At 70.8% G+C, this 20247-nt stretch carries 16 protein-coding genes; 3 read left to right on the top strand and 13 right to left on the bottom strand.

Going from position 1 to position 20247, the window contains the following annotated elements; genetic code table 11:
* Positions 1-19 precede the first annotated feature (19 nt).
* The 7 genes from KA217_03350 to KA217_03380 form a co-directional block, all read right to left on the bottom strand.
* Positions 20-2566: an ABC transporter permease gene (locus KA217_03350; GenBank protein MBP7711487.1), complete on the bottom strand. Its 2547-nt coding sequence runs from the start codon at positions 2564-2566 to the stop codon at positions 20-22.
* A complete protein-coding gene (locus KA217_03355; protein MBP7711488.1) occupies positions 2563-3279 on the bottom strand; it encodes an ABC transporter ATP-binding protein in 717 nt (238 codons plus the stop codon). Before KA217_03355 ends, KA217_03350 begins: the two co-directional genes overlap by 4 nt.
* Before the next feature lie 70 nt (positions 3280-3349).
* Complete coding sequence (locus KA217_03360; GenBank protein ID MBP7711489.1) at positions 3350-5182, bottom strand: M61 family metallopeptidase; 1833 nt, start codon at positions 5180-5182, stop codon at positions 3350-3352.
* Between the two features lie 40 nt (positions 5183-5222).
* Positions 5223-5687 (bottom strand): peroxiredoxin, encoded by a 465-nt coding sequence (locus tag KA217_03365; GenBank protein MBP7711490.1) that lies wholly within the window; start codon positions 5685-5687, stop codon positions 5223-5225.
* Positions 5688-5845: 158 nt separating this feature from the next.
* Positions 5846-6760: a tetratricopeptide repeat protein gene (locus tag KA217_03370; GenBank protein MBP7711491.1), complete on the bottom strand. Its 915-nt coding sequence runs from the start codon at positions 6758-6760 to the stop codon at positions 5846-5848.
* A complete protein-coding gene (locus KA217_03375; GenBank protein ID MBP7711492.1) occupies positions 6757-9165 on the bottom strand; it encodes a heme lyase CcmF/NrfE family subunit in 2409 nt (802 codons plus the stop codon). The genes KA217_03370 and KA217_03375 overlap by 4 nt, the downstream gene beginning before the upstream one ends.
* A 115-nt stretch (positions 9166-9280) precedes the next feature.
* Positions 9281-10963, bottom strand: a complete 1683-nt coding sequence (locus KA217_03380) for an ammonia-forming cytochrome c nitrite reductase subunit c552 (protein MBP7711493.1) — start codon at positions 10961-10963, stop codon at positions 9281-9283.
* Between the two features lie 306 nt (positions 10964-11269).
* On the opposite strand from KA217_03380, the gene KA217_03385 reads away from it, so the two are divergent.
* A complete protein-coding gene (locus tag KA217_03385) occupies positions 11270-11998 on the top strand; it encodes a Crp/Fnr family transcriptional regulator (GenBank protein MBP7711494.1) in 729 nt (242 codons plus the stop codon).
* A gap of 64 nt (positions 11999-12062) precedes the next feature.
* Here the strand turns inward: KA217_03385 and KA217_03390 are convergent, their stop codons facing one another.
* The 3 genes from KA217_03390 to KA217_03400 form a co-directional block, all read right to left on the bottom strand.
* A complete protein-coding gene (locus KA217_03390; protein MBP7711495.1) occupies positions 12063-13409 on the bottom strand; it encodes an ArsB/NhaD family transporter in 1347 nt (448 codons plus the stop codon).
* On the bottom strand, positions 13406-13870 hold the full coding sequence (locus KA217_03395) for a CBS domain-containing protein (GenBank protein ID MBP7711496.1): 465 nt from the start codon (positions 13868-13870) through the stop codon (positions 13406-13408). Before KA217_03395 ends, KA217_03390 begins: the two co-directional genes overlap by 4 nt.
* A gap of 84 nt (positions 13871-13954) precedes the next feature.
* Entirely contained in the window at positions 13955-15406 is a 1452-nt protein-coding gene (locus KA217_03400) for a potassium transporter (protein MBP7711497.1), read from the bottom strand.
* Between the two features lie 57 nt (positions 15407-15463).
* Here KA217_03400 and KA217_03405 point away from each other — a divergent pair, with 57 nt between their 5' ends.
* Positions 15464-16342 carry an RluA family pseudouridine synthase gene (locus tag KA217_03405; protein MBP7711498.1) on the top strand — a complete coding sequence of 293 codons (879 nt, stop codon included), beginning with the start codon at positions 15464-15466 and terminating at the stop codon, positions 16340-16342.
* Positions 16343-16350: 8 nt separating this feature from the next.
* On the opposite strand, the gene KA217_03410 is transcribed toward KA217_03405, so the two are convergent.
* The 3 genes from KA217_03410 to soxA form a co-directional block, all read right to left on the bottom strand.
* Positions 16351-16761, bottom strand: a complete 411-nt coding sequence (locus tag KA217_03410) for a GtrA family protein (protein ID MBP7711499.1) — start codon at positions 16759-16761, stop codon at positions 16351-16353.
* 86 nt (positions 16762-16847) lie between these two features.
* Positions 16848-17789 (bottom strand): glycosyltransferase, encoded by a 942-nt coding sequence (locus KA217_03415; GenBank protein MBP7711500.1) that lies wholly within the window; start codon positions 17787-17789, stop codon positions 16848-16850.
* A gap of 119 nt (positions 17790-17908) precedes the next feature.
* The gene (soxA, locus tag KA217_03420) at positions 17909-18997 is read right to left on the bottom strand and encodes a sulfur oxidation c-type cytochrome SoxA (GenBank protein MBP7711501.1); all 1089 of its coding nucleotides are present in this window, start codon (positions 18995-18997) and stop codon (positions 17909-17911) included.
* A gap of 296 nt (positions 18998-19293) precedes the next feature.
* Between soxA and KA217_03425 the strand changes: the two genes are divergently transcribed.
* Positions 19294-20241, top strand: coding sequence for a transglycosylase SLT domain-containing protein (locus KA217_03425; protein MBP7711502.1), 948 nt, complete (start codon positions 19294-19296; stop codon positions 20239-20241).
* Positions 20242-20247 lie beyond the last annotated feature (6 nt).

Raw genomic sequence — 20247 nt, forward strand, 5'->3', positions numbered from 1 at the left:
GGACAGGGACGTCCCGACCTCACTCCTCGCGCAACGCCCGGGCGGGCGACGTGCCGGCCATCCGCCGCGCCGGGTAGAGACCCGCCGCGATCGCGGCCACGACCGCGAGGGCGACCGCCTGGAGGAGCAGCCAGGGGTCCACGTGCACGTCCAGGGTCCAGCCGAAGGAGCGGCGGTTGATCACCTGGATCAGGATGAAGGCGAGGGTGAGGCCGAGCGGAACGGCGAAGAGCCCCGCGAGCGTGCCCAGCAGCCCGGTCTGGGACAGCACCAGGCCCCAGACCTGGCCGCGGGTCGCGCCGATGGCCCGCAGGATGGCGACCTCCCGGCCCCGCTCCAGCTCGAGGGCCATCAGCGCGCTCAGGACCCCCACGAAGGCCACCAGGGTGACCAGTCCCCGCAGCGCGTAGGTGATCGCGAAGGTGCGGTCGAAGACGGCCAGCGAGGCCTGGCGCAGGTCGCGGTTGGACTGGACGACCACCGCCTCGTCCGCCCCCACCACCGCGCGGACCTCGGACAGGAGCGCGGCCAGGTCGACGCCCCGCCCGGCGTAGAGCCCGACGGCCGCCACCCCGGGGTCGTCCCAGTAGCGGTCGTAGGTCCGGCGGCTCACCGCCACTACCCCCCGGTCCGAGCCGTAGTCCCGGTAGACCCCGGCCACGGTGAGCTCACGCTCCCCCCGGTCCGTGTGGAGCGTGAGCCGCGAGCCCCGCCCCACCCCGTGGCGGTAAGCGAAGGACTCGGAGACGATGGCCCGCTCCTGCTCCTCGAAGTCGGGCCAGACCGTCGCCGGGTCACCCTCCAGGAACCGGAAGCCCCTCCGGCTGCTCGGGTTCAGGGCGTAGGCGCTCAGCCTGACCGGCCCGAGCGAGGAGAGCGCCTCGCGTGTGCGTGCCGTGCTGGTGCCCACGACCCCGGGAACGGCGGCGAGGCGCGGCAGCAGGCGCGCATCGAGACTGCCGCCGCCGCGGGCGGACATGGCGGTGGGCGCGGAGACGTAGACGTCCGCCCGAAGCGTCTGTTCGAGCCACACGGCCACGCTGCGCCGGAAGCTGTCGACCATGACCCCGACGCCCACGGTCGTGGCCACGGCGACCATCAGCGCCGCGACCGCAACGCCGGTGCGGCTCAGCCCCGCGGAGACACCGCGCACCGCGAGCGGGCCGAGCACGCTGCCGGCGCGCCCGAGCCACGCCGGCAGGGGGCGCAGCACCAGGACCAGGGCACCGGGGGTGAGGAGCGTGAACCCCAGGATCACCCCGAAGAGGGCGAGGAAGCCCACGGCGAGGCTGCCCCCCGGCAGGGCCAGCAGGGCGGCACTCGCGCCCAGCATCCCCGCCCCCACGAGCGCGGCGGCCGGCAGGCGGCGCCGCACGCCGGACTCGAGGGTGGAGCGCGCCAGCGTCGCCCGGGGCGGGATACGGGTCGCCTCGCGGGCCGGCAGGGCCGCGGCAGCAGCGGTCGCCAGGACCCCCAGGGCCACCCCTTTGGCCAGCGACAGCCACTCCACGTGCACGGCGCGCACGTGGAGGGTGAAGTAGAGGTCGTTGATGGTGCGCGTGACCAGGGCGAGGAAGGCGTCCGCGAGGACCACGCCAAGCATGAGCCCGAGGGCGGTACCGGTCGCGCCCACCAGCAGCGCCTCGCCCTGCACGGCCGCGAAGACCTCGCCCCGGGTGGCGCCGAGCGCGCGGAGCGTTCCGAACAGGGCCCGGCGCTGGACCACGGAGAAGGTCATGGTGTTGTAGATGAGGAAGACCCCGACCAGCAGCGCCAGCAGACTCAGCATGGTCAGGTTCAGGCGGAAGGCGCGCGTCATCTGGTCGAGCACGGTGGCCCGGGAGCCGGCCGGCCCCAGGCTCACCGCGGGCGGAAGCAGGGCCCGCACCCGCTCCAGGTCGCCCTGGGCATCCGGGCCCAGGGCGAGGTCGATCCGGGACAGGCGCCCCACCCGCCCGAGCACCTCCTGGGCGGTGGACACATCGGCCACCATTACCCCCTCCAGGGTCTGGCGCGCCAGCTCGTCCGCGGGCTCCAGGAGCCCCGCCACGGTGACCGCCACCCGCAGCCCCGCGGCCCGCAGGGCCAGCCGGCCGCCCTCGCCGACGCCGAGCGCGCGCGCCAGGGGGACCGACAGCAGGACCGTCCCCGGCCGGGTGAGCAGGGCCGGCAGGTGCGCCGCGCCGGTCTCCCCGGGGCCGGCCACGAAAGAGCGCACCAGCTGGTCCGCGAAGGGGTCCACGCCGAGCAGCAGGAGCGCGCGCCCCGGGTGGTCGAGCAGCGCCACGTAGCCCTGGACGACCGGCGCGGCGGGCACGCGGGCGCGCAGACGCAGGTCCACGTAGACCTGCTCGGGGAACCCGGCGGGACCCGCCTCGATGGCGTGGGTCGCCCGCCCGGCCAACCCCTCGGCGGAGAGCTCGAAGGCCCGCAGGGCGCTCCCGTTGGCGAGGTCGATGGACACGACCACGGCCACCCCGAGCGCGATGCCGAGCACCGCCAGGGCGAGCTGCACGGGGTGACGCAGGGCGTGGCGCCATACGGCGACACCGAGCAAAGGACTCACACCGCCCCCCGCCCCCGCTCCTGCAGGCGTCCGTCCACCAGGACCAGGCAGCGGTCCGCGTAGGCCTCCGCCTCGCTGCTGTGGGTGACCATGACCAGCGTGCGCCCGGTCCCGTGGACGAGGCGCCCCAACAGCTCCAGCACCCCCCGCCCCGTCTCCCCGTCCAGATTCCCGGTCGGCTCGTCGGCGAGGAGCAGCAGCGGGTCGTGCACCAGTGCCCGCGCGATGGCGACCCTCTGCTGCTCCCCCCCGGAGAGCTGGTCGGGGAAGCTCTCCCCCCGGTCGGCCAGCCCCACCTGCTCCAGGCGGGCCGTGACGGCGGAGTCGGCCCGCGCCCCGCGCACCCCGTTCAGCTCCAGGGGCAGGCGCAAGTTCTCGCGCACGGTCAGGGTCTGGACCAGATTGAAGAACTGGAAGACGAAACCGATGTGGCGCCGGCGGTACAGGGTGCGCTCCCGCTCCCCGAGCGCGGTCAGGCTCCGGCCGTCCACGATGACCTCGCCGGCGTCCGGCAGGTCGATGCCGCTCACCAGGTTGAGCAGCGTCGACTTGCCGGTGCCGCTGCGCCCGAGGAGGACCGTCACCCGTCCCCGCTCGATCTCGGCGTCCAGGCCGGCGAAGACCACCCGCTCCCGGTCGCCCTCCCGGTAGCCCTTGCGCACACCCTGCAACGACACCAGGACGTCGCGGCGCTCAGGGGTCGTCTCGGACACTCTCTCCCTCCTCGGCCGGGTCCCCGGGAACGGGCTCAGCCGGTGGTCTGTCTCCCCTCGGTCACGCCCCTCAGCTGGCGGGCCGACCCACCCCGAGCCAGGCGCCGCGCCGCTCGCGGGTCGCCTCGTCCACGTCCTCCCGCAGGGTGAGGACGCAGGTGTCGAGGGGGGCCTGGGTGAGCGTCACGGACCGCTCGACGAGCTCGTCCCGGCGAAAGGCGTGGACCTGGACTCGGCTCCCGACCGCGTGCCGGGACACCGCCCGGTCCAGGGTCCCGTGGCTCACCCGCAACCCGTCCAGGGCCACCAGCAGGTCTCCGGCGGAGAGCCCCGCGGCCTGGGCGGCGCCACCATCGTACACGTGCGTCAGACGCGCCCCGCCCTCCGCGGCCTCCGTGCGCACGCCGAGCGCGGGCCGCTCGGCCCGCTCCGGGCCGCTCGCCGGTCGCCCACCCCGGTCCTCCGCCGATTCGGCGGGTCGCAGGCGGAAGTCGACGCCGACCCAGGCGAGCAGCTCGCGCAGCGGCGGGTCTTCCGTCCCGCGCACGAACCGCTCGAAGAACTCCCCGAGCGGCGCTCCCGCCACGGCCTCGGCCTCACGCTCCACACCGTCCTCGGGGACTCCGACGCCGGTGCGTCCGTAACGCTCCCAGAGTGCCCGCAGGACGTCGTCCAGGCTCCGGGCGCCCCCCGTGCGCTGGCGCAGGGTCAGATCCAGCGCGAGGGCCACCAGCGCCCCCTTGGCGTAGTAGCTGACCACCGCGTTGGGGGTGTTCTCGTCGGGGCGGTAGAACTTGATCCAGGCGTCGAGGCTCGACTCCGCGAGCGTCTGGCGCAATCGCCCCGGGGTGCGCCAGACACGAGTGGCGGTCTCGCCGAGGAGCTGCAGGTAGTCCGACACCTCGATGACCCCTGCCCGCGCGAGCGCCAGGTCGTCGTAGTAGGACGTGACTCCCTCGAAGGCCCACAGCAGCGTGGTGTACTGTTCCCGGGTCAGGTCGTAGGGAGTGAAGGCCGCGGGCCGGATCCGCTTGACCAGCCAGGCGTGGAAGTATTCGTGGCTCGCGAGCCCGAGGAAGGTCCGGTATCCCTCCGCGACGGGCCCGTCCCCGGGCGGCGGGAGGTCGTCCCGCCGGCAGAGCAGGCTCGCGCTGGCGCGGTGCTCGAGCCCCCCGTAACCCTCGCCGACCGCCGTGACCAGGAACAGGAAGCGCTCGAACGGGGGGGCGCCGCCGAAGAGACCGCAGTGGCACTCACAGACCCGGCGAAGGTCCCGGGCGAGACGCTCGCAATCCACGCGGTGCCCGCCCGAGATCGCGACCTCGTGCGGGACCCCGCCGGCCTCGAATTCCACGAGCGTGAGCCGGCCCACCTCGACCGGGTGGTCGATCAACTCGTCGTAGTCAGCCGCCGCGTAGGTCCCGAGCCCCCCGGGCACGGCCCCTGCGCGGGGCATCGTGGTCGCCACCCGCCAGTCTCGCGCCCCTTCGGCCCCGGGGCATACCAGCTCCAGTCGGCAGGGGCGGTGCTCCCGCCCCACGGCGTAGACCAGGAGACTCGCGCCGTTGAAGTAGGCGCGGTCGGCGTCCAGGTAGGCGCCGCGCACCGACAGGTCGTGCGCGTAGACCTCGTAGACGAGGGACAGCGGCCCGGCCACCGGGGCGCAACGCCAGCTCTGCTTGTCGACCTTCCAAACGGCGACGGGCCTCCCGCCGGCCTCGGCTCGGCAACCGAGCACGTGGCGCGAGAATTCCCGGATGAGATAGCTGCCCGGGATCCAGGCGGGAAGACGGAAGAGCTGGCCCTCGGGGTCAGGGTCCGAGACGGTGCAGGTGACCTGGAAGCGGTGGGCGGCCGGCTCCGCGGCGGCAACGCGGTAGACGACGGGCTCCGGATCGGTCATGAGAGCGGCCCCGGCGGGCAGGTGCGCTGCCCGGCCCCCCTCACCCCATCTCCTTCACCCACTCGAGGGCCCGCGCCGCGTGGCCCTTCGGGGACACCCCGTACTCGGCGATACGGACCTTCCCCTCCGGGTCGATGACGAAGGTCGACCGCACGATAGCCATGGCCTTGAGCCCGTTCTTCTCCTTCTCCTGGTACACCCCGTAGCTGGCGCACGCCTCCCGGTCCACGTCCGCGAGGAGAGTGACCTTCAGGCCGTACTTGTCCCGGAAGGCCTGGTGGCTGAAACAGTCGTCGGGGCTCACCCCGGTCACGTCCGCGCCCTCGGCCTCGAACTCGTCGAGGAGCTCGGTGAAATCCGTGGCCATCAGGGTGCACCCCGGGGTGTCGTCCTTCGGGTAGAAGTACAGCACCAGCTTGCGCCCTGCGAACTCGCCGAGGGTGCGCAGGTGCATCTCGGTGTCCGGCAATGAGAAATCGGGAGCCTTGTCGCCTGGGCCCAGCATGCCGTCCCCTCCGATCCAGTCCGCGCCTGTGCTCGAATGCGCCGCAGGCAGGCTCGGGCGGATGCCGGACCGGGACCGCGGGCGGCGGCATGATGTTGGGAAAAAACGGCCGCCGCAAGAGGCTGGCGGCGGCCGCGTAGCCGGGAAGACGTAACGGATCAGGGCGCGGGCGGGACGGTCTCCACCGGGGCGGCCTCGGGGGTGGGGCTCTGCGCCGGCAGCAGCGTCTCTCCGAGCGTCACGCCAAGACCCGCCTCCGCGCGGCGCCGGGCCTCCCGGGCGGCGGAGGCGATCTCCTCGGCGAACGGCGTACCCTCGGGCAGGACGCGTAGCAGGCGCTTCCAGTGGAAGCCCGCCTGCTTGTAGTTGCCCTTGCTGAAGTGGTGCAGCCCGGCGAGCTCCAGGGCCTTCGGGTCTGTCACGTCCAGCTCCAGCGCCTTGTACACGAGGGCCATCGGCTCGCCTTCCAGGTCGGTACCCCGCGCCATGGCAATGGCCTCGGCGTACGCCGACCACGCGCTCGCCTGCTCGGGCAGGAGCTCGGTGGCGCGCTTCAGGGCCCGGACGGCGTCCTCGGCCCGCTCCGCCTGCACGTAGTGCCTGCCGAGCAGCAGCCAGCCCTCTCCGTCGTCGGGGCGTTCCTGGACCCGCGCCTCGAGCTCCGGCAGGGTGGGCTCGGCCGGCAGGGCAGCCCCCTCCCCCCCGGGGACGGCCGGAGTCCCCTCCGCCGGGACGCCCGGGGCGCCTTCCGCCGCCGCTGCCGGAGTCCCGGGCACGGGGGCAGCCGCCGTCGCCTCGCCAGGGGAAACCGCGGCGGTCGCCTCGGCGCTCGCGCCCACGGCCGGTTCCGCCGCGGGCCGGGGCGGCTCCACCCGCGACAGGAACACGTACAGGCCAATGGCCGCGGCGGGGACCAGGACGGCCAGCAGGAGCGCGAGGCGCCCCCGGGCCGTGCCTCCAGCTTCGGCCGCGTCGCGCCGGCGCAGGAGCGGCGCCAGGATGAAGGCCAGTCCGACCACCACCAGGGCGGCCGCCAGGACCCAGAACAGGATGGTCTCTCGAGGCATGGTCATGAGGGGTGTGACTCCGGGTCGAGGGGAAGGGATTCCGGCTGCGCCGGCGAGGTCGCCCCCTCGGCGGGGGGCACGTTCGTGGCCCTGGCACGACGCAGGTACGCGAGCAGGCCGGCGATTGCCGAGGCCGCAATCACTGCCGGTCCGAACCACAACAGCCACGTCTCCGGCTTGACCCGGGGACGGTACAGCACGAAATCACCGTAGCGCTGGACCAGGAACTCGACGACCTCCTCGTCCGAGTGCCCGGCGCGCATCAGGTCGCGGATCTCGCGGCGCAGGTCCTCGGCGAGGTCGGCCCGCGAGCCGGCGAGGGATTCGTTCTGGCACACCACGCAGCGCAGCTCCTGGGCGAGCCGCACGAGGCGTGCCTCGCTCACCGGGTCCTCGGCAAGCGGCTGGGCCTCGCGGGCCCCTGCGTCCGGCGCGAAGGACGCCCCCGCCGCAAGCGAGGCGGCCAGGAACACCCCCATCACGGGGCCCGCCCGGCCCCGCCGGCCCGCCAGGGTCACCAGCCCGCCCAGGACGGCGAGCAGCGCACCGCCCCAGATCCAGGACACGAACGGCTTCAGGTACACGCTGACGCTCCACGCCCCGTTGCCGAGCGACTGACCCAGGGAGACATAGAGGTCGTGGCTGGGGCGCGAGTCGATCGCGGCCTCGGTCATGGTCATCTCCGAGGCGCTGTAGACCCTCTTCTCGGGACGCAGGAGGTGGGACTCCCGCCCGGCCCCCGTCACCTCGACCGCGGCCTGCGCCGCCACGTAATTCGGGCCGTCCACGCGGGCCACGCCGTAAAAGAGCAGGGTGTAGCCGCCGAGGCTGACGGTGTCCCCGGGGGCCATCCGGACGTGGCGCTCGGAGGCGAGGCCACCGACGAGACTGACGCCGATCACGGCCACGGCCACGCCCAGGTGCGCGAGCGTCATGCCGTAGAAGCTCGCGGGCGGCGCCGCGGTCCGCGCGAACGGCCCGCCGGGGGCGGCACGCCAGCGCGCCAGCACGCTGGCGAGGGTCGTCACCGCGATCCAGGCCGCGAGCCCCAGACCGACCCCGGGCAGGGGACGCCAGATGTGGAGCGCGAGGCCCGCCCCGAGCGCGATGGCCACACTCAGGAACGCCGCGCCACGAACCCTCCGCCACAGAGCACCCGGCCTGTCCTCGCCCCAGAGGGTCAGGGGTCCCAGTCCCAGCAACAGGAGGAACGGCAGGGCCACCGGCACGAAGACCGCCTCGAAGTACGGGGGCCCCACGGAGACCTTGCCGAAACCGAGGGCGTCGAGGACCAGGGGGTAGACGGTCCCGAGCAGCACGAAGGCGGCGGCGGTGAGCAGCAGCACGTTGCCCGCGAGCAGGAGCGACTCCCGGGACAGCGGGGCGAAGCCGCGGGCCCCGGCAAGGCGGTGCGCGCGCAGGGCGAAGAGCAGCAGGGGGCCACCGACCACGAGGGTCAGCAGGGTCAGGATGAACACGCCCCGGGCGGGGTCGATGGCGAAGGCGTGCACGGAGGACAGCACCCCGGAGCGCACCAGGAAGGTGCCGAGGAGGCTCAGGGCGAACGTGGTGATCGAGAGCAGCAGGGTCCAGACCCGGAGCGACCCTCGCTTGTGCACCACCGCCAGCGAGTGCACCAGGGCGGTCCCGGAGAGCCAGGGCATCAGCGCGGCGTTCTCCGTGGGGTCCCAGAACCACCACCCACCCCAGCCCAGCTCGTAGTAGGCCCACCAACTGCCGAGCGCAAGCCCCGCGGTGAGGCAAACCCAGGCCGCGGTGGTCCAGGGCCGCGCCCAGCGGGCCCACGCCGCGTCGAGCCGGCCGGCGATCAGTGCGGCGACCGCGAAGGCGAAGGCGACCGAAAAACCGACGTAACCCAGGTACAGCATGGGCGGATGCACCACCATACCCGGGTCCTGAAGCAGTGGGTGCAGGTCGGCGCCCTCCATGGGCACCGGGGAGAGACGGCGGAAGGGGCTCGAGGTCGTCAGCAGGAAGAGCAGGAAGCCGGTGCTGACGAGCCCCATGACCCCGATGACCCGTGCCAGGAGGTCGCGTGGGAGTTGCCGGCCGACGAGGCCCACCGCGGCCGTCCACCCCGCGAGGAACAGGGTCCACAGGAGGAGCGACCCCTCGTGGGACCCCCAGAGGGCCGTGAAACGGTAGATGGCCGGGAGCTTCGAATACGAGTTGTGGGCGACGTTCTCCACCGAGAAGTCGTTGACCAGGAAGGCGTAGGCGAGCGCGGCGAAGGCGAGCGCGACGAACGCGAACTGCCCCACGGCGACCGGCCGGGCCATCCCCATCCAGAGCGAATCGCCGCGGGCGGCACCGGCCAGCGGCACGAGCCCCTGGACCGCCGCCAGGACCAGCGCGAGAACCAGGGCGAAGTGGCCGAGTTCGGGAATCATCGTGGAGGCCGCGCGAAGAACGGGAGGTTCCGGAACCGTCCGGAGGATACGACAAAAAAAGGGGGGGGCGCGGCATCCGCCGGCCCCCCCGTCCTTCAGGGGAACGAGCCCTACATTACTTCGCAGCCACGGCGCACTTCGACGCCTTCGCAGCGGCCTCGTTCAGCATCTTCATGCCGTCCTGGGCCAGCGTGATCGCCTTCGACAGGGACTCACGCGCGATCGCCGGGTTGTGGAAGCCCACCGAGTTCTCGGCAGTCCACCACTCCCAGAGCGGATGCATGGTCTCGTGCATGTCGCGAGCCTTCTTCAGGGTCTCCTCGTCCACGCACGCGGCCTTGGCCTTCGCGAAGGCATCGATGAACTGCGAGATCCAGAACTCCGCCTTGATGATCTTTCCGTTGATCATGTTCTGGATGTTGTCGATCTGATACTCGGCCTCTTCCTCGGTCCAGGCATGGCACTTGGAGCAGGTGTCGTGGAGCTGGTACTTCGCGCTCCGCTGACCGTGCCAAGTGTAGGTCTTGCCCTGCAGGCCCGATTTCACCTTCGGCATGTGGCAGTCCTTGCACTCCACACCCGCACGCTCGTGCTTGCTGCCCCAGTTGGTCTCGGCCTCCGGGTGCTGCATCTTGGTGATCAGGGCGCCGGTCACCGCATGCTTGAAGTCGCGGAAGAAGACCTTGTCCATGGTCGCCTTGTAGTCCAGCATGTTGGCCCACGGGAAGAAGTTGGTCAGCTGGCTGTCCATCTTCACGGAGTACTCGCCGGTCCGGGTGTCGAAGCCCGGGTTGCAGTTGTACTCCACGTGGCACTGGGCGCACATGACGTTGGAGTCGGGCCGGCTCAGGAGGCCGATGGCCCGGAAGTCCCGGAACATGACCTTCTTGATCTGGCTCTTCTCGCTCTTCGCCTTGTCGTAGGGGTAGGTCCCGAGGCCGCGGTCCACCACCGCCTGGATCAGGCCGTCGCGAACGACGCGCGGCGCGGTCGAGTGCGGGTCGTGGCAGTAGAAGCAGTTCAGGCCGTGCTTCAGGTCACGCGCGAAGGCCACCGTCTTGGACGTGCGATCCCACTTGGCGCGAGGATCGGGGTCGCCCATGTACTTCCACTTCAGGATGTGGTCCTGGGTCTTGCAGGTCAAGCAGACCGGGTTCGCCGCCGTCGCCGAGTACGGGAGGAACTTCTTCTGCTCGTCGGTGGAGGGCTCCACGTCCACCAGGATCGACCACAGGTCCTTGGAGGCCGCGTTCGTGTTGGTGACCTCGGTCCAGTTCTTCAGCTGGAACCGGCCGCCGTAGGCGCGGTCTACGATCAGGTGATCCATCAACATGAACACGTGCTGGCGCGGCTCGCAGTGCTCGAACGCGAAGCCGTGGCCCTGGATCAGCTTGTCGAACATCGGCGACCGGCTTCCGAAGGAAGCCTTCTCGATGCGCGCCGCGGACTTCAGCTGCATCTCGAGGAAGGAGCCGTACTGGTCCGCGTGGCAGGTGCCGCACACGGAGTGACCCGTGAGGGTGACCGGCTTGGACATCGGCCCCTTGGCGATGTGCTCCTCACTTCCCGTGTGGCAGAACGCGCAGTTGATGCTGGCGTGCTTGCCGGCAACGTGCATCTCTTTGATCTGGACGTGACACCCGTAGCAAACCTCTTCCTGCACGGGCTTGACGGCCCCGGAACTCGCCGCGGGAACCGTCTGTGTCGGTGCCGGCTTATCCGCCGCCCAGGCGCTCCCTGCGCCGCCGGCGAGGAAAAGCAGGCCCGTCGCCACGTGCACCCACTTCTTTTGTAGCATGGCTCGACCCCTCGTGAACCCAACCGGCAGCGCCCGTCCAAACCGCCCGAACCGCTGCCTTCCTCTGTGCAAGGGCCTGAGCGGGGGCTCACCCCGATCAGGCACTCGCCACACCCTGCAAGCCCGCAGACCTCCCGCGCCACCCGGGCCGACGCCCTTCGACAAAGCAGACACCGCCGAAGTTCCCGGCAGAGGCAAAAAAAGTACACAAATCGGGCTGCGTTCGAAGGATGACCCACCGCTCGTGGGGTCGACAATGGACCGATTGATCCGCATCAAAGGCCAGTCGAGGTACCATTCAGGCCCATGAGGATGAGGGCTCCCAACGGCTCCGGGACGACCACACCGATACCCCTGGTGACGGAGACCCTGCGCGCCACCACCCTCTTCTCGGCGTTTCCCGACGCCCACCTGGAGGCCGTGGCGCGCTTCTCCCGGCTGGCCTCTTTCAGCCCCGAGGAGGAACTCTTCCGCGAGGGGGAGCCCTGCAGCGCCGTGTACTGCTGCATCAGCGGCCTCGTCAAGCTCTATCTCCTCGGCTCCGACCAGCACGAGAAGGCGCTCGAGTTCGTCGGGGCAGGCCAGACCTTCGCGGAGGCGGCGATGTTCTCGGGCCAGGGTTACCCTGTGAACGCCGTGGCCCTGGACGTCACCCGTCTCGTCGCCATCGACGCCTTCTCGCTGATGCGCCACCTCCGCCAGCACCCGGAGCTCACCTGGCAGATGCTGGCGGTCATCAGCCGGAGCCTGCACGCCCTGGTGGGCCAGATCCGCAGCGTCTCCCTGCACAGCGCCGAGCAGCGGGTGGCCTCCTACCTTCTGGCGAACCACGACCCGGAGGAGCCGGCGCTCCCCATCGGCGGGAACCCCTCCCGGCGCTCGGAGCTGGCGTCGATGCTCGGCCTCACGACCGAGACCCTGTGCCGGGTGATCGCCAGCTTCCGGCGCCGGGGCTGGATCGAGACCGCAGACCACCAGATCGTGGTCTCCGAGCCCGACGCGCTGCAGGACACCCTGAAGCGCCCGCGCCGCTGACCCCCCGGGGCCCGCGCCCCCGGCCCTGCGGGGCCCCGTGCTCCCACGTCTCGCCCCCCCGCGCCTAGAGATAGCGCAGGTAGATGTATACGGTGCTGATCACGATGGAGAGCAGCATCAGGGGAAAAGCGGCGAGCAGGAACGGAACGAAGCGGATCGGTTGCCCGGCCCGTTCCGCGAGGCCCGCCACGATCAGGTTCGCGCTGGCCCCCACCAGGGTCCCGTTGCCTCCCAGGCAGGCCCCGAGCGAGAGCGACCACCAGAGCGGCATCAACCCCTCCGGCCCCCCGAAGGTCGGCGCCATCGACTTGATGAGCGGAATCATGGTCGCGACGAACGGGATGTTGTCGACCACGGCCGAGGCGATGGCCGAGACCCAGAGGATGGACAGCGCGGTCACGGTCAGGTCCCCCCCGGTCGCCGCGGCGAGCCACTCGGCCAGCATCCGCAGCAGCCCGGTGGAGTCGAGCCCGTGCACCACGATGAACAGCCCCACGAAGAAGAAGATCGTCACCCACTCCACCTCGGTGAAGGCGTGGTGGACGTTGCGGGCCTGCTCGTCGGCGCCGTGAGGCCAGTTGGCAAGGAGCAGCAGGAGCGCCCCGCCGAACATGGCGATGGTCGCCGGCTCCAGGTGGAGCGGGTGGGCCAGCACGAAGGCAGTGAGCACCAGCCCCAGCACGGAGAGCGACTGCTTCAGGAGCCGCGGGTCGGTGATCGCCTCGCGCTCGTCGAACCTCATCACCCGCTCCCGATACTGGGGCTCGGCGTGCATCTTCCGGCCCCAGATGAGGTAGATGGGCACCAGCGTCACCAGGAGGACCACCAAGACCACCGGGCTCAGGTTCATCACGAAGTCGTTGAACGTGAGGTCGACCGCCGACCCGATCATGATGTTCGGGGGGTCGCCGATGAGCGTCGCGGTGCCGCCGATGTTGGAGGCGAAGATCTCGCTGAACAGGAAGGGGTAGGGGCTCACCCGCAGCTCCTCGGCGATGAGGAGGGTGACGGGGGCGATCAGAAGGACGGTCGTGACGTTGTCGAGGAACGCGGACAGCAGTGCGGTCACGAGCGTGAGCATCACCAGGATGCCCCAGGGTCGGGCCTGGACCTTCTTGGCCGACCAGATCGCCAGGTACTGGAACACCCCCGAGCGCTTGGTGACCGCCACGATGACCATCATCCCCGTCAGCAGGCCCAGGGTGTTGAAGTCCACCCCGTCGATCGCGGCGTCCTGGGTCAGGATGCCCGCGAAGATCATCAGGCCGGCGGCCAGCAGCGCGACGATGGCGCGGTTCACGCGCTCGCTCATGACGACCGCGTAGGTGACGACGAACAGCCCCCCCGCGACCCAGCGCGGATCCAGGCCGAAGACGACGGACTGTACGGAGTGGACGGTATCCGGACTCATGGCGACCCCTCCCCTACCATCGCAGCGCCCGCGCTCCAGTGCGAAACGATCCCGACGAGCCGCATCGTCGTGGCGTCCACCACGGGCAAGCTGGTGCGATTGTGGTACAGCGAGAGCAGGGTCTCCGCAATCGGGGTCTCCGGGGTCACGGTCTCCAGGTCCGTGTCGAGGCACTCCAGGACCGGGGTGGAGGCGACCTCCCGCCACCGCTCCCGGAAATCCGCGAGCGTGTCCTTGACGAAGGGCAGGCTGTCGATGCCCGACCGCTCCATGAAGGCAGCCTTCGGCAGGACCATCTGGAGCAAGCGGTTCGCGCTCACCACCCCGAGGTACCTGCCGGACTCGTCCACCACCGGGACGTTGCGGAAGCGGTGCTCCAGGATGAGCCGTGCGGCGTCCCGCAGGCGCGCCGTGTGCGGGAGAACCATGGGTCTTTCCTTCATCAACTGCCGTGCCGTCATGCGCGCTATCTCCCTGTCAGAAAGGGCACTCGGCCGCGAGGCCATCGGGCTCGCGGCCCGTGAAGGCGGGCCTCCGCAGGCGGGTCATCGCCGCCAGAAGCCCGGGTAGAACAGCATCAGGAGAGGAAAGACCTCGAGGCGACCGAGCAGCATGGAGAAGCTGAGCAGCCACTTGGCGATGTCGTTCAGTCCGCCGAAGCCGGCCGCCGTGCCCCCATACCCGACGCCCATGTTGTTCAGCCCCGCGGCGACGGAGGCGAGTGCCGTCGCACCGTCGACCCCCGTGGCCACCAGGGCGAGCGAGAGCGCGCAGAAGGAGAGGATGTACAGGAAATAGAAGGCCCACACCGCCGTCATCACCCGCTCGTCGATGACGCGGTTGCCGAGCTTGATGGCAAAGCTCCCGCGCGGGTGGATGAGCAGCTTCAATTCCCGGCCGCTCTGGCGGTACAGGAGCAGGAAGCGGATGGACTTGATGCCACCGCAGGTCGACCCCGCGCACCCCCCGAAGAAGCTCCCGAGCACCAGAAGGATCACCACGAAGACCGGCCAGCTGCCCGGGAACCCCGCGGTCGCCAGGCCGTTGGTGGCCACGATCGAAGGGACCTGAAAGAAACCGTGATACAGGGATTCCCAGAAGGGGAACGTGCCACTGGCGTAGAGGACAGCCACCGTCACGACGATGAGCCCGCCCATCACCGCGGCATAGAGCCGGAACTCCGGGTCGCTCGTGTACACCCGTGCGCTCAGGGAGCGCCACGAGAGGAAGTGCAGCGCGAAGTTCACCCCCGCGATCAGCGTGAACAGGCCGGCCACGACCTCGATGGCCGCGTTGTCGAAGAACCCGATGCTCGCGTCGTGGGTCGAGAAACCGCCGAGCGAAACGGTCGCGAAGGCGTGGGTGACCGCGTCGAAGGGGTCCATCCCCGCGATCCAGAAGGCCACGGCACAGGCCGCGTTCACACCGACGTAGACGACCCAGAGGCTCTTGGCGGTCTCGGTGATGCGAGGCGTCAGCTTGTCCTCCTTCATCGGCCCCGGGGTCTCCGCGCGGTAGAGCTGCATGCCGCCGATCCCCAGCATGGGCAACAGGGCCACGGCGAGGACCACCACGCCCATGCCGCCCATGAACTGCAGCTGCATGCGGTAGAAATTGATGCTGTGGGGGAGGTTCTCGACGCTCGCGAGGACCGTTCCTCCGGTGGTCGTGAGGCCGGAGACCGCCTCGAAGAACGCATCGACCAGCTCCATGTGCGGCCGGTCCGAGAGCATGAGGGGGAGAGCGCCCAGGAGCGAGAGCGCCACCCAGAACAGGGTGACCACCAGGAACCCGTCGGAGCCCCGGATCTCGGGCCGGCGGCCACGCGTGACCACCCAGAAGACAAAGCCGATGACCAGCATGAGCCCGAAGGCGACCCCGAAGGGGGCGGTCTCGCCGTCCCCGTACCACCAGCCGATCGCCATCGGTGGGAGCATGGAGACGCTGAACATCATCGTCAGCAGCCCCAGCAGGTAGAGGACGGTGCGCAGGCGCATGGTGGCGGCTATTCTAGCCGCTGTCCCACCTCGCCAGGCCAGCCCGGCCGACCGCCGATGCCCATCCCCACTCCCCCGTCCTCACCGCCCGCCCCCGGCCCCCAGGCCGGGCGCTTCGTCCTCGAGCACCGCGTGCTGCCCGGGGAAGAGGCGGCGGCGAGCGAGCTCCTCGCCCGCCTGTGCGGGCTGTCCCGGAGCGCGGTGAAGGACGCCATGGTGAAGGGGGCGGTCTGGCTCCGGCGTCCCGGGACCCCGGGCGGAGAACGGCGCCTGCGCCGCGCGACCACCGAGCTCAAGCCGGGCGACCACATCACCCTCTGCCACGACCCCGCGATACTCGGCGTCGTCCCCCCGGACGCGACGCTCCTGGAGGACCGCGGCGACTACACCGTGTGGCTCAAGCCGGCCGGGCTGCTCGCCCAGGGTACCCGCTTCGGCGACCACGCGAGCCTGCTGCGTCAGGCAGAGAAGGCGGGCGGGCGACCGCGGCCGGTGTTCCCGGTGCATCGGCTGGACCGGGAGGTCACGGGCATCATGGTGGTAGCGCACACGCCCGCTGCCGCCCGCCGGCTGGCGGCGACCCTGCAGGCCGAAGACACGGAAAAGACCTACCGGGCGGAGGTCCGGGGCGACCTCGCGGCACGCCACGGTACGATCGGCCGGATCGACCTGCCGCTCGACGGACGAACGGCCCTGACCGAGTACCGCGTCGAGCGCTACGACCGGGCGCGTGACGCGAGCGTGGTGCAGATCCGGATCCGGACCGGCCGCACCCACCAGATCCGCCGCCACCTCGCCGCCCTCGGGCACCCGGTCCTCGGCGACCCCCGCTACGGGCGGGGCAACGCCGACCCGCGGGGGCTGCAGCTCGTGGCCGCGGGGCTCACCTTCCGCTGCCCGCTGCGCGGAGACCGGATGGCCTTCGCGACCGATTGAGGAGACCTTCAGGCGCTTGCGGGCCAACTGCGCCGGAACACCCAGTACTTGTTCACCACGAAGTTGAAGGCGAGGCCGGCGACCGAGCCGGCGGCCACCCCCAGGACCGGCCAGGTCCGGACCGCCCCGGAGAGCCAGAGCGCGAGCACGTAGGTCCCGTAGTTCACGAGCCCGCCGATGGCGTTCGCGGCCAGATAGGCGAGCCATTCGCCGGCGAGCCCCTCTCGCCCCGGGACCCGGAAGGTGTATCGGCGGTTCATCGCCCAGGCGGCGGTCGCCGCGCAGAGATAGGAGGCGACGCGTCCGCTGTAGGGGTCGAGCCCCAGCGCGAGCGCTGCCTGCAGGACGCTCGCGTCCACGAGGAAGGCCAGCACGCCCACCACCGCAAAGCGCAGGAACTGGCCCGTGGACTCCCGCAAGGAGGACTCGCGCACAGGGGGCTCCCCCCTCGCGGATCCCTGCAACGCCGACTCCGGCGCCGAACCGGTCACGGGTGCGGACCGGGCTAGCGCGGGCCCGGGATGGTCAGGTAGGCGAGCCGCTTCAGCTCCTTGCGCCCGCGCGTCACCGTCTCCAGCACCAGCCCGGAAGTGAAACTGAGGAACGCCAGCGTCATCAGACCGGTCGCCAGGATCGCAGTCGGAAACCGCGGAACCAGCCCGGTCCTGAGATACTCCGTCAGGACCGGGTAGCCGAGGCCGAGCGCGAGCAGCGCCAGGGCGAGGCCCGCGAGACCGAAGAAGGCGAGCGGCCGCTCCTCCTTGAACAGGACCAGGATGGTCGTGAGGATCCGCACCCCGTCCCGGTAGGTCCTCAGCTTGCTCGCCGACCCCGCGGGGCGGTCCTTGTAGGGGGTGTCGACCTCCGCGATCGGCATGTCGAGCTCGAGGGCGTGCACGGTGAGCTCGGTCTCGATCTCGAACTCCTTGGTCAGGGCGGGGAACGACTTCACGAACCGGCGCGAGAACACCCGGTACCCCGAGAGGATGTCCTTGAAGCGGTCGCCGAAGACCCTCGCCACCACGCCCGTCAGCAGCCGGTTGCCCAGGCGGTGGCCCGGGCGGTACGCCTGCTCGATCTCCGTGACCCGCCGCCCCACCACCATGTCGAGCTGATCGGCCAGCAGGCGCTCCACCAGCAGCGGGGCCGACGGGGCGTGGTAGGTGTCGTCGCCGTCCACGAGCACGTACACGTCGGCCTCCACGTCGGCGAACATCCGCCGCACCACGAAGCCCTTGCCCTGCTGGCTCTCACTGCGCACCACGGCCCCGGCGGCCGCGGCCCGGGCGCGGGTCTCGTCCTGAGAGTTGTTGTCGTAGACGTAGACGATGGCCTCGGGCAGGGCCTGGCGGAAGTCCCGCACCACCTGGCCAATGGCCTCCTGCTCGTTGTAGCAGGGCAAGAGGACGGCCACGCGCAGGCCGGCCCGGCTCGTCGTCAGCAGCATCCGCTCGGCAGCCTCGCTCATCGAGTCTCGATTCCCTCGGGCCGGTCAGGCCCCCGGGCGGCTCCCGGGCGCCTGACCGGCCCTACGGCGCTCTGCCCCTCGCCGGGGCGCTGGCCCTGTCAGTGCCGAATCCCCGGCACATTCAGGGGGATACCCTGGTTCTGGCCCGCGATGAACAGCGTCAGCTCACCGTACTCGGGCGCGTCGGGCATCAACTCGTTCGCCCGCACCGCAACGTTGCACCACTGCAGCCGGCGCGGGAAGTCCCACACCGCCCCCTGGCTCGTGCGGAAGGTCGGGAAGTGGGCGTACGCTCCCTTGTAGGCCGCCAGGTACTGGCCCCGCACCCAGCGGTTGGCGCCGGTCTCGTGGCAGTCGTTGCAGGTGAAGTTCTGCTGCCCGACCTTCACGGCCGTCAGCTTCTTTCCCCGCTCGAGGGCGGCCTTCGCCTCCGGGCTCTCCAGGTCGACATTGATCGGCGTGCCGTTCGCCAGATACCGCAAGTACACCGCCATGTCGATGTTGGGCTGCGTCTCCATCAGGAGGTCCGCACCGGTGGTCGCCTTGGCGTGCCGGGCCACGAACTCCTCGATGACCATGACCTTGTTCATCCGCGGCTCCCACTTCGGCATGGACGCCGCCCAGGTCTTGAACGCCTGCTCGGGCTTCTCGTGGCAGGAAGCGCAGGACTTCCCGGTCGAGCCCACCTTCGCGAACAGGGCCTTGCCCTCGTCGACGCTGAACATGCCCGGGTTCTCGGTCGGGTCCAGATTGTCCCGGGTTTCCACGGGCACCGGCCGCACGTTCGGGTCGTCCAGAGTCGGGTTCGGCAATACCGCGGGCGCCTTCAGCGTCTTCATGAACGCCACGATGTCCTTCATCTCCTCCTCGTTCAGGAGCTTGTTCGTGCCCCAGGGCGGCATGGCGCTCAGCGGATTGTAGACACGAGGGTCGCTCAGATAGTTGTAGAGCCAGGTGTCGTCGCGGTAGGTCGCGATCTGAGAGATGTCCGGGCCCAGGTTGCCCGCCTGGTCGCTCTTGTCGCCCATGACGTGGCAGGTCATGCAGTGCCCGCGCCGTTTCGAGATCTCGAGTCCCTTGGCGGCGTCACCCACCACGTTCTCCATCTTGACCGGCTCCTTCGGCGGAGGCGGGGCCACGTCCAGCCGGGGCAGGCTGTTGTAGTCCTTCGTTATATTCGCGGTCATTCGCGCTTGTATTCGGTGCCGCCGGCGTGAGCGGCGGCCGTTTGAGGACTACACCCGAAAGCTAGCACCACGGGAAGGGGATGTCACACCCTGCCCCCCCGGTCCCTCCCTCCGGGGGGGGGCAGGGCCTGCGCACCACACCCTGGTTGACCCCTGCGAGCCGGCGGCGCTAGCCTGTCCTCGGCTCAAGACCGGACGTCGCGGTGTCGATAGACTTGACACCCACGGGTCGCGGCCCGGCGGCGGCATCCGGAAGCCCCTGGGGCGCCGGGGTTGTTGCGCCCCTGGCACACAGGATGCTTTCATTCAGGGCGGTCCGGTTCCGCCCCCCTGCCTTGAGGAGGATCGTGGCCTCTCACCGAATCTCCGCCCTCCTGTTCGGCCTCACCGCAGCCCTCGCGGCGGTGGGCGCCAGCGCCAGCCCCTCGGTCCAGCGCATCCTGCGCTTCGACGCCGTCACCCAGACCGCCTGGGGCGAGCGCTACGAGCACGGGGAAGGGGTCGGCCAGGACTACGGAAAGGCCGTCCAGCTCTACTGCGCGGCGGCGCGCCAGGGCAACCCGCGGGCCCAGTACCGGCTCGGCTGGATGTACGCGAATGGCAGGGGAGTCACCCGGGACGACGGGCTCGCCGCGGCCTGGTTCCAGCTCGCGGCAAAACAGGGCGACGAGCACGCAGGGCGCATGCTCCAGCACGTGGCGATGCCGGCGAAGCCGGTGAAGGCCCGCTGCGTCGGACCGCAGGCACCGCTGACCCGCCCCCTCATGGCTGCACGGATCGATCTGAAATCCCCCCAGCGCAAGGCCGTCGTCGACACGGTCAAGCGTCTGGCCGACCGCTACGGCCTCGACCCGCACCTCGTGTTCGCGGTCATTCAGGCCGAGTCGGCCTTCGACCCGAGGGCCGTGTCGCCGAAGGGCGCCATGGGGGTCATGCAGTTGATGCCGGACACCGCCGAGCGCTTCGGAGTTCGGGACCCCTTCGACGTGGAGGACAACCTGAAGGGGGGCATGGCCTACCTGCGCTGGCTGCTACGCCAGTTCGACGGCAGCGTGGTGCACGCCGTCGCCGCCTACAACGCGGGCGAGCAGGCGGTGAGCCGCTACGGCGGGATCCCCCCGTACGAGGAGACCCAGACCTACGTGCAGCGCGTCACCTCCTACTACCCGCACCCGAGTCACCCGGTCGGCGAGGGGGCTTCGATCGCGCGACGGGTCGCGCCCGCGCGCCAGGGAGACTCCTGAAGGGCC

The organism is Gammaproteobacteria bacterium (assembly GCA_017999615.1).
In the GTDB taxonomy this organism is placed as follows: domain Bacteria; phylum Pseudomonadota; class Gammaproteobacteria; order JAABTG01; family JAABTG01; genus JAGNLM01.

Bases quoted from the DNA above. Each gene is read 5' to 3' on its own strand.
- KA217_03390 (MBP7711495.1), bottom strand. From the start codon at position 13,409: ATGAGTCCGGATACCGTCCACTCCGTACAGTCCGTCGTCTTCGGCCTG.
- KA217_03365 (MBP7711490.1), bottom strand. From the start codon at position 5,687: ATGCTGGGCCCAGGCGACAAGGCTCCCGATTTCTCATTGCCGGACACC.
- KA217_03400 (MBP7711497.1), bottom strand. From the start codon at position 15,406: ATGCGCCTGCGCACCGTCCTCTACCTGCTGGGGCTGCTGACGATGATG.
- KA217_03395 (MBP7711496.1), bottom strand. From the start codon at position 13,870: ATGACGGCACGGCAGTTGATGAAGGAAAGACCCATGGTTCTCCCGCAC.
- KA217_03380 (MBP7711493.1), bottom strand. From the start codon at position 10,963: ATGCTACAAAAGAAGTGGGTGCACGTGGCGACGGGCCTGCTTTTCCTC.
- KA217_03425 (MBP7711502.1), top strand. From the start codon at position 19,294: ATGCTTTCATTCAGGGCGGTCCGGTTCCGCCCCCCTGCCTTGAGGAGG.
- KA217_03415 (MBP7711500.1), bottom strand. From the start codon at position 17,789: ATGCTGCTGACGACGAGCCGGGCCGGCCTGCGCGTGGCCGTCCTCTTG.
- KA217_03405 (MBP7711498.1), top strand. From the start codon at position 15,464: ATGCCCATCCCCACTCCCCCGTCCTCACCGCCCGCCCCCGGCCCCCAG.
- KA217_03360 (MBP7711489.1), bottom strand. From the start codon at position 5,182: ATGACCGATCCGGAGCCCGTCGTCTACCGCGTTGCCGCCGCGGAGCCG.
- KA217_03370 (MBP7711491.1), bottom strand. From the start codon at position 6,760: ATGACCATGCCTCGAGAGACCATCCTGTTCTGGGTCCTGGCGGCCGCC.
- KA217_03385 (MBP7711494.1), top strand. From the start codon at position 11,270: ATGAGGATGAGGGCTCCCAACGGCTCCGGGACGACCACACCGATACCC.
- soxA (MBP7711501.1), bottom strand. From the start codon at position 18,997: ATGACCGCGAATATAACGAAGGACTACAACAGCCTGCCCCGGCTGGAC.
- KA217_03375 (MBP7711492.1), bottom strand. From the start codon at position 9,165: ATGATTCCCGAACTCGGCCACTTCGCCCTGGTTCTCGCGCTGGTCCTG.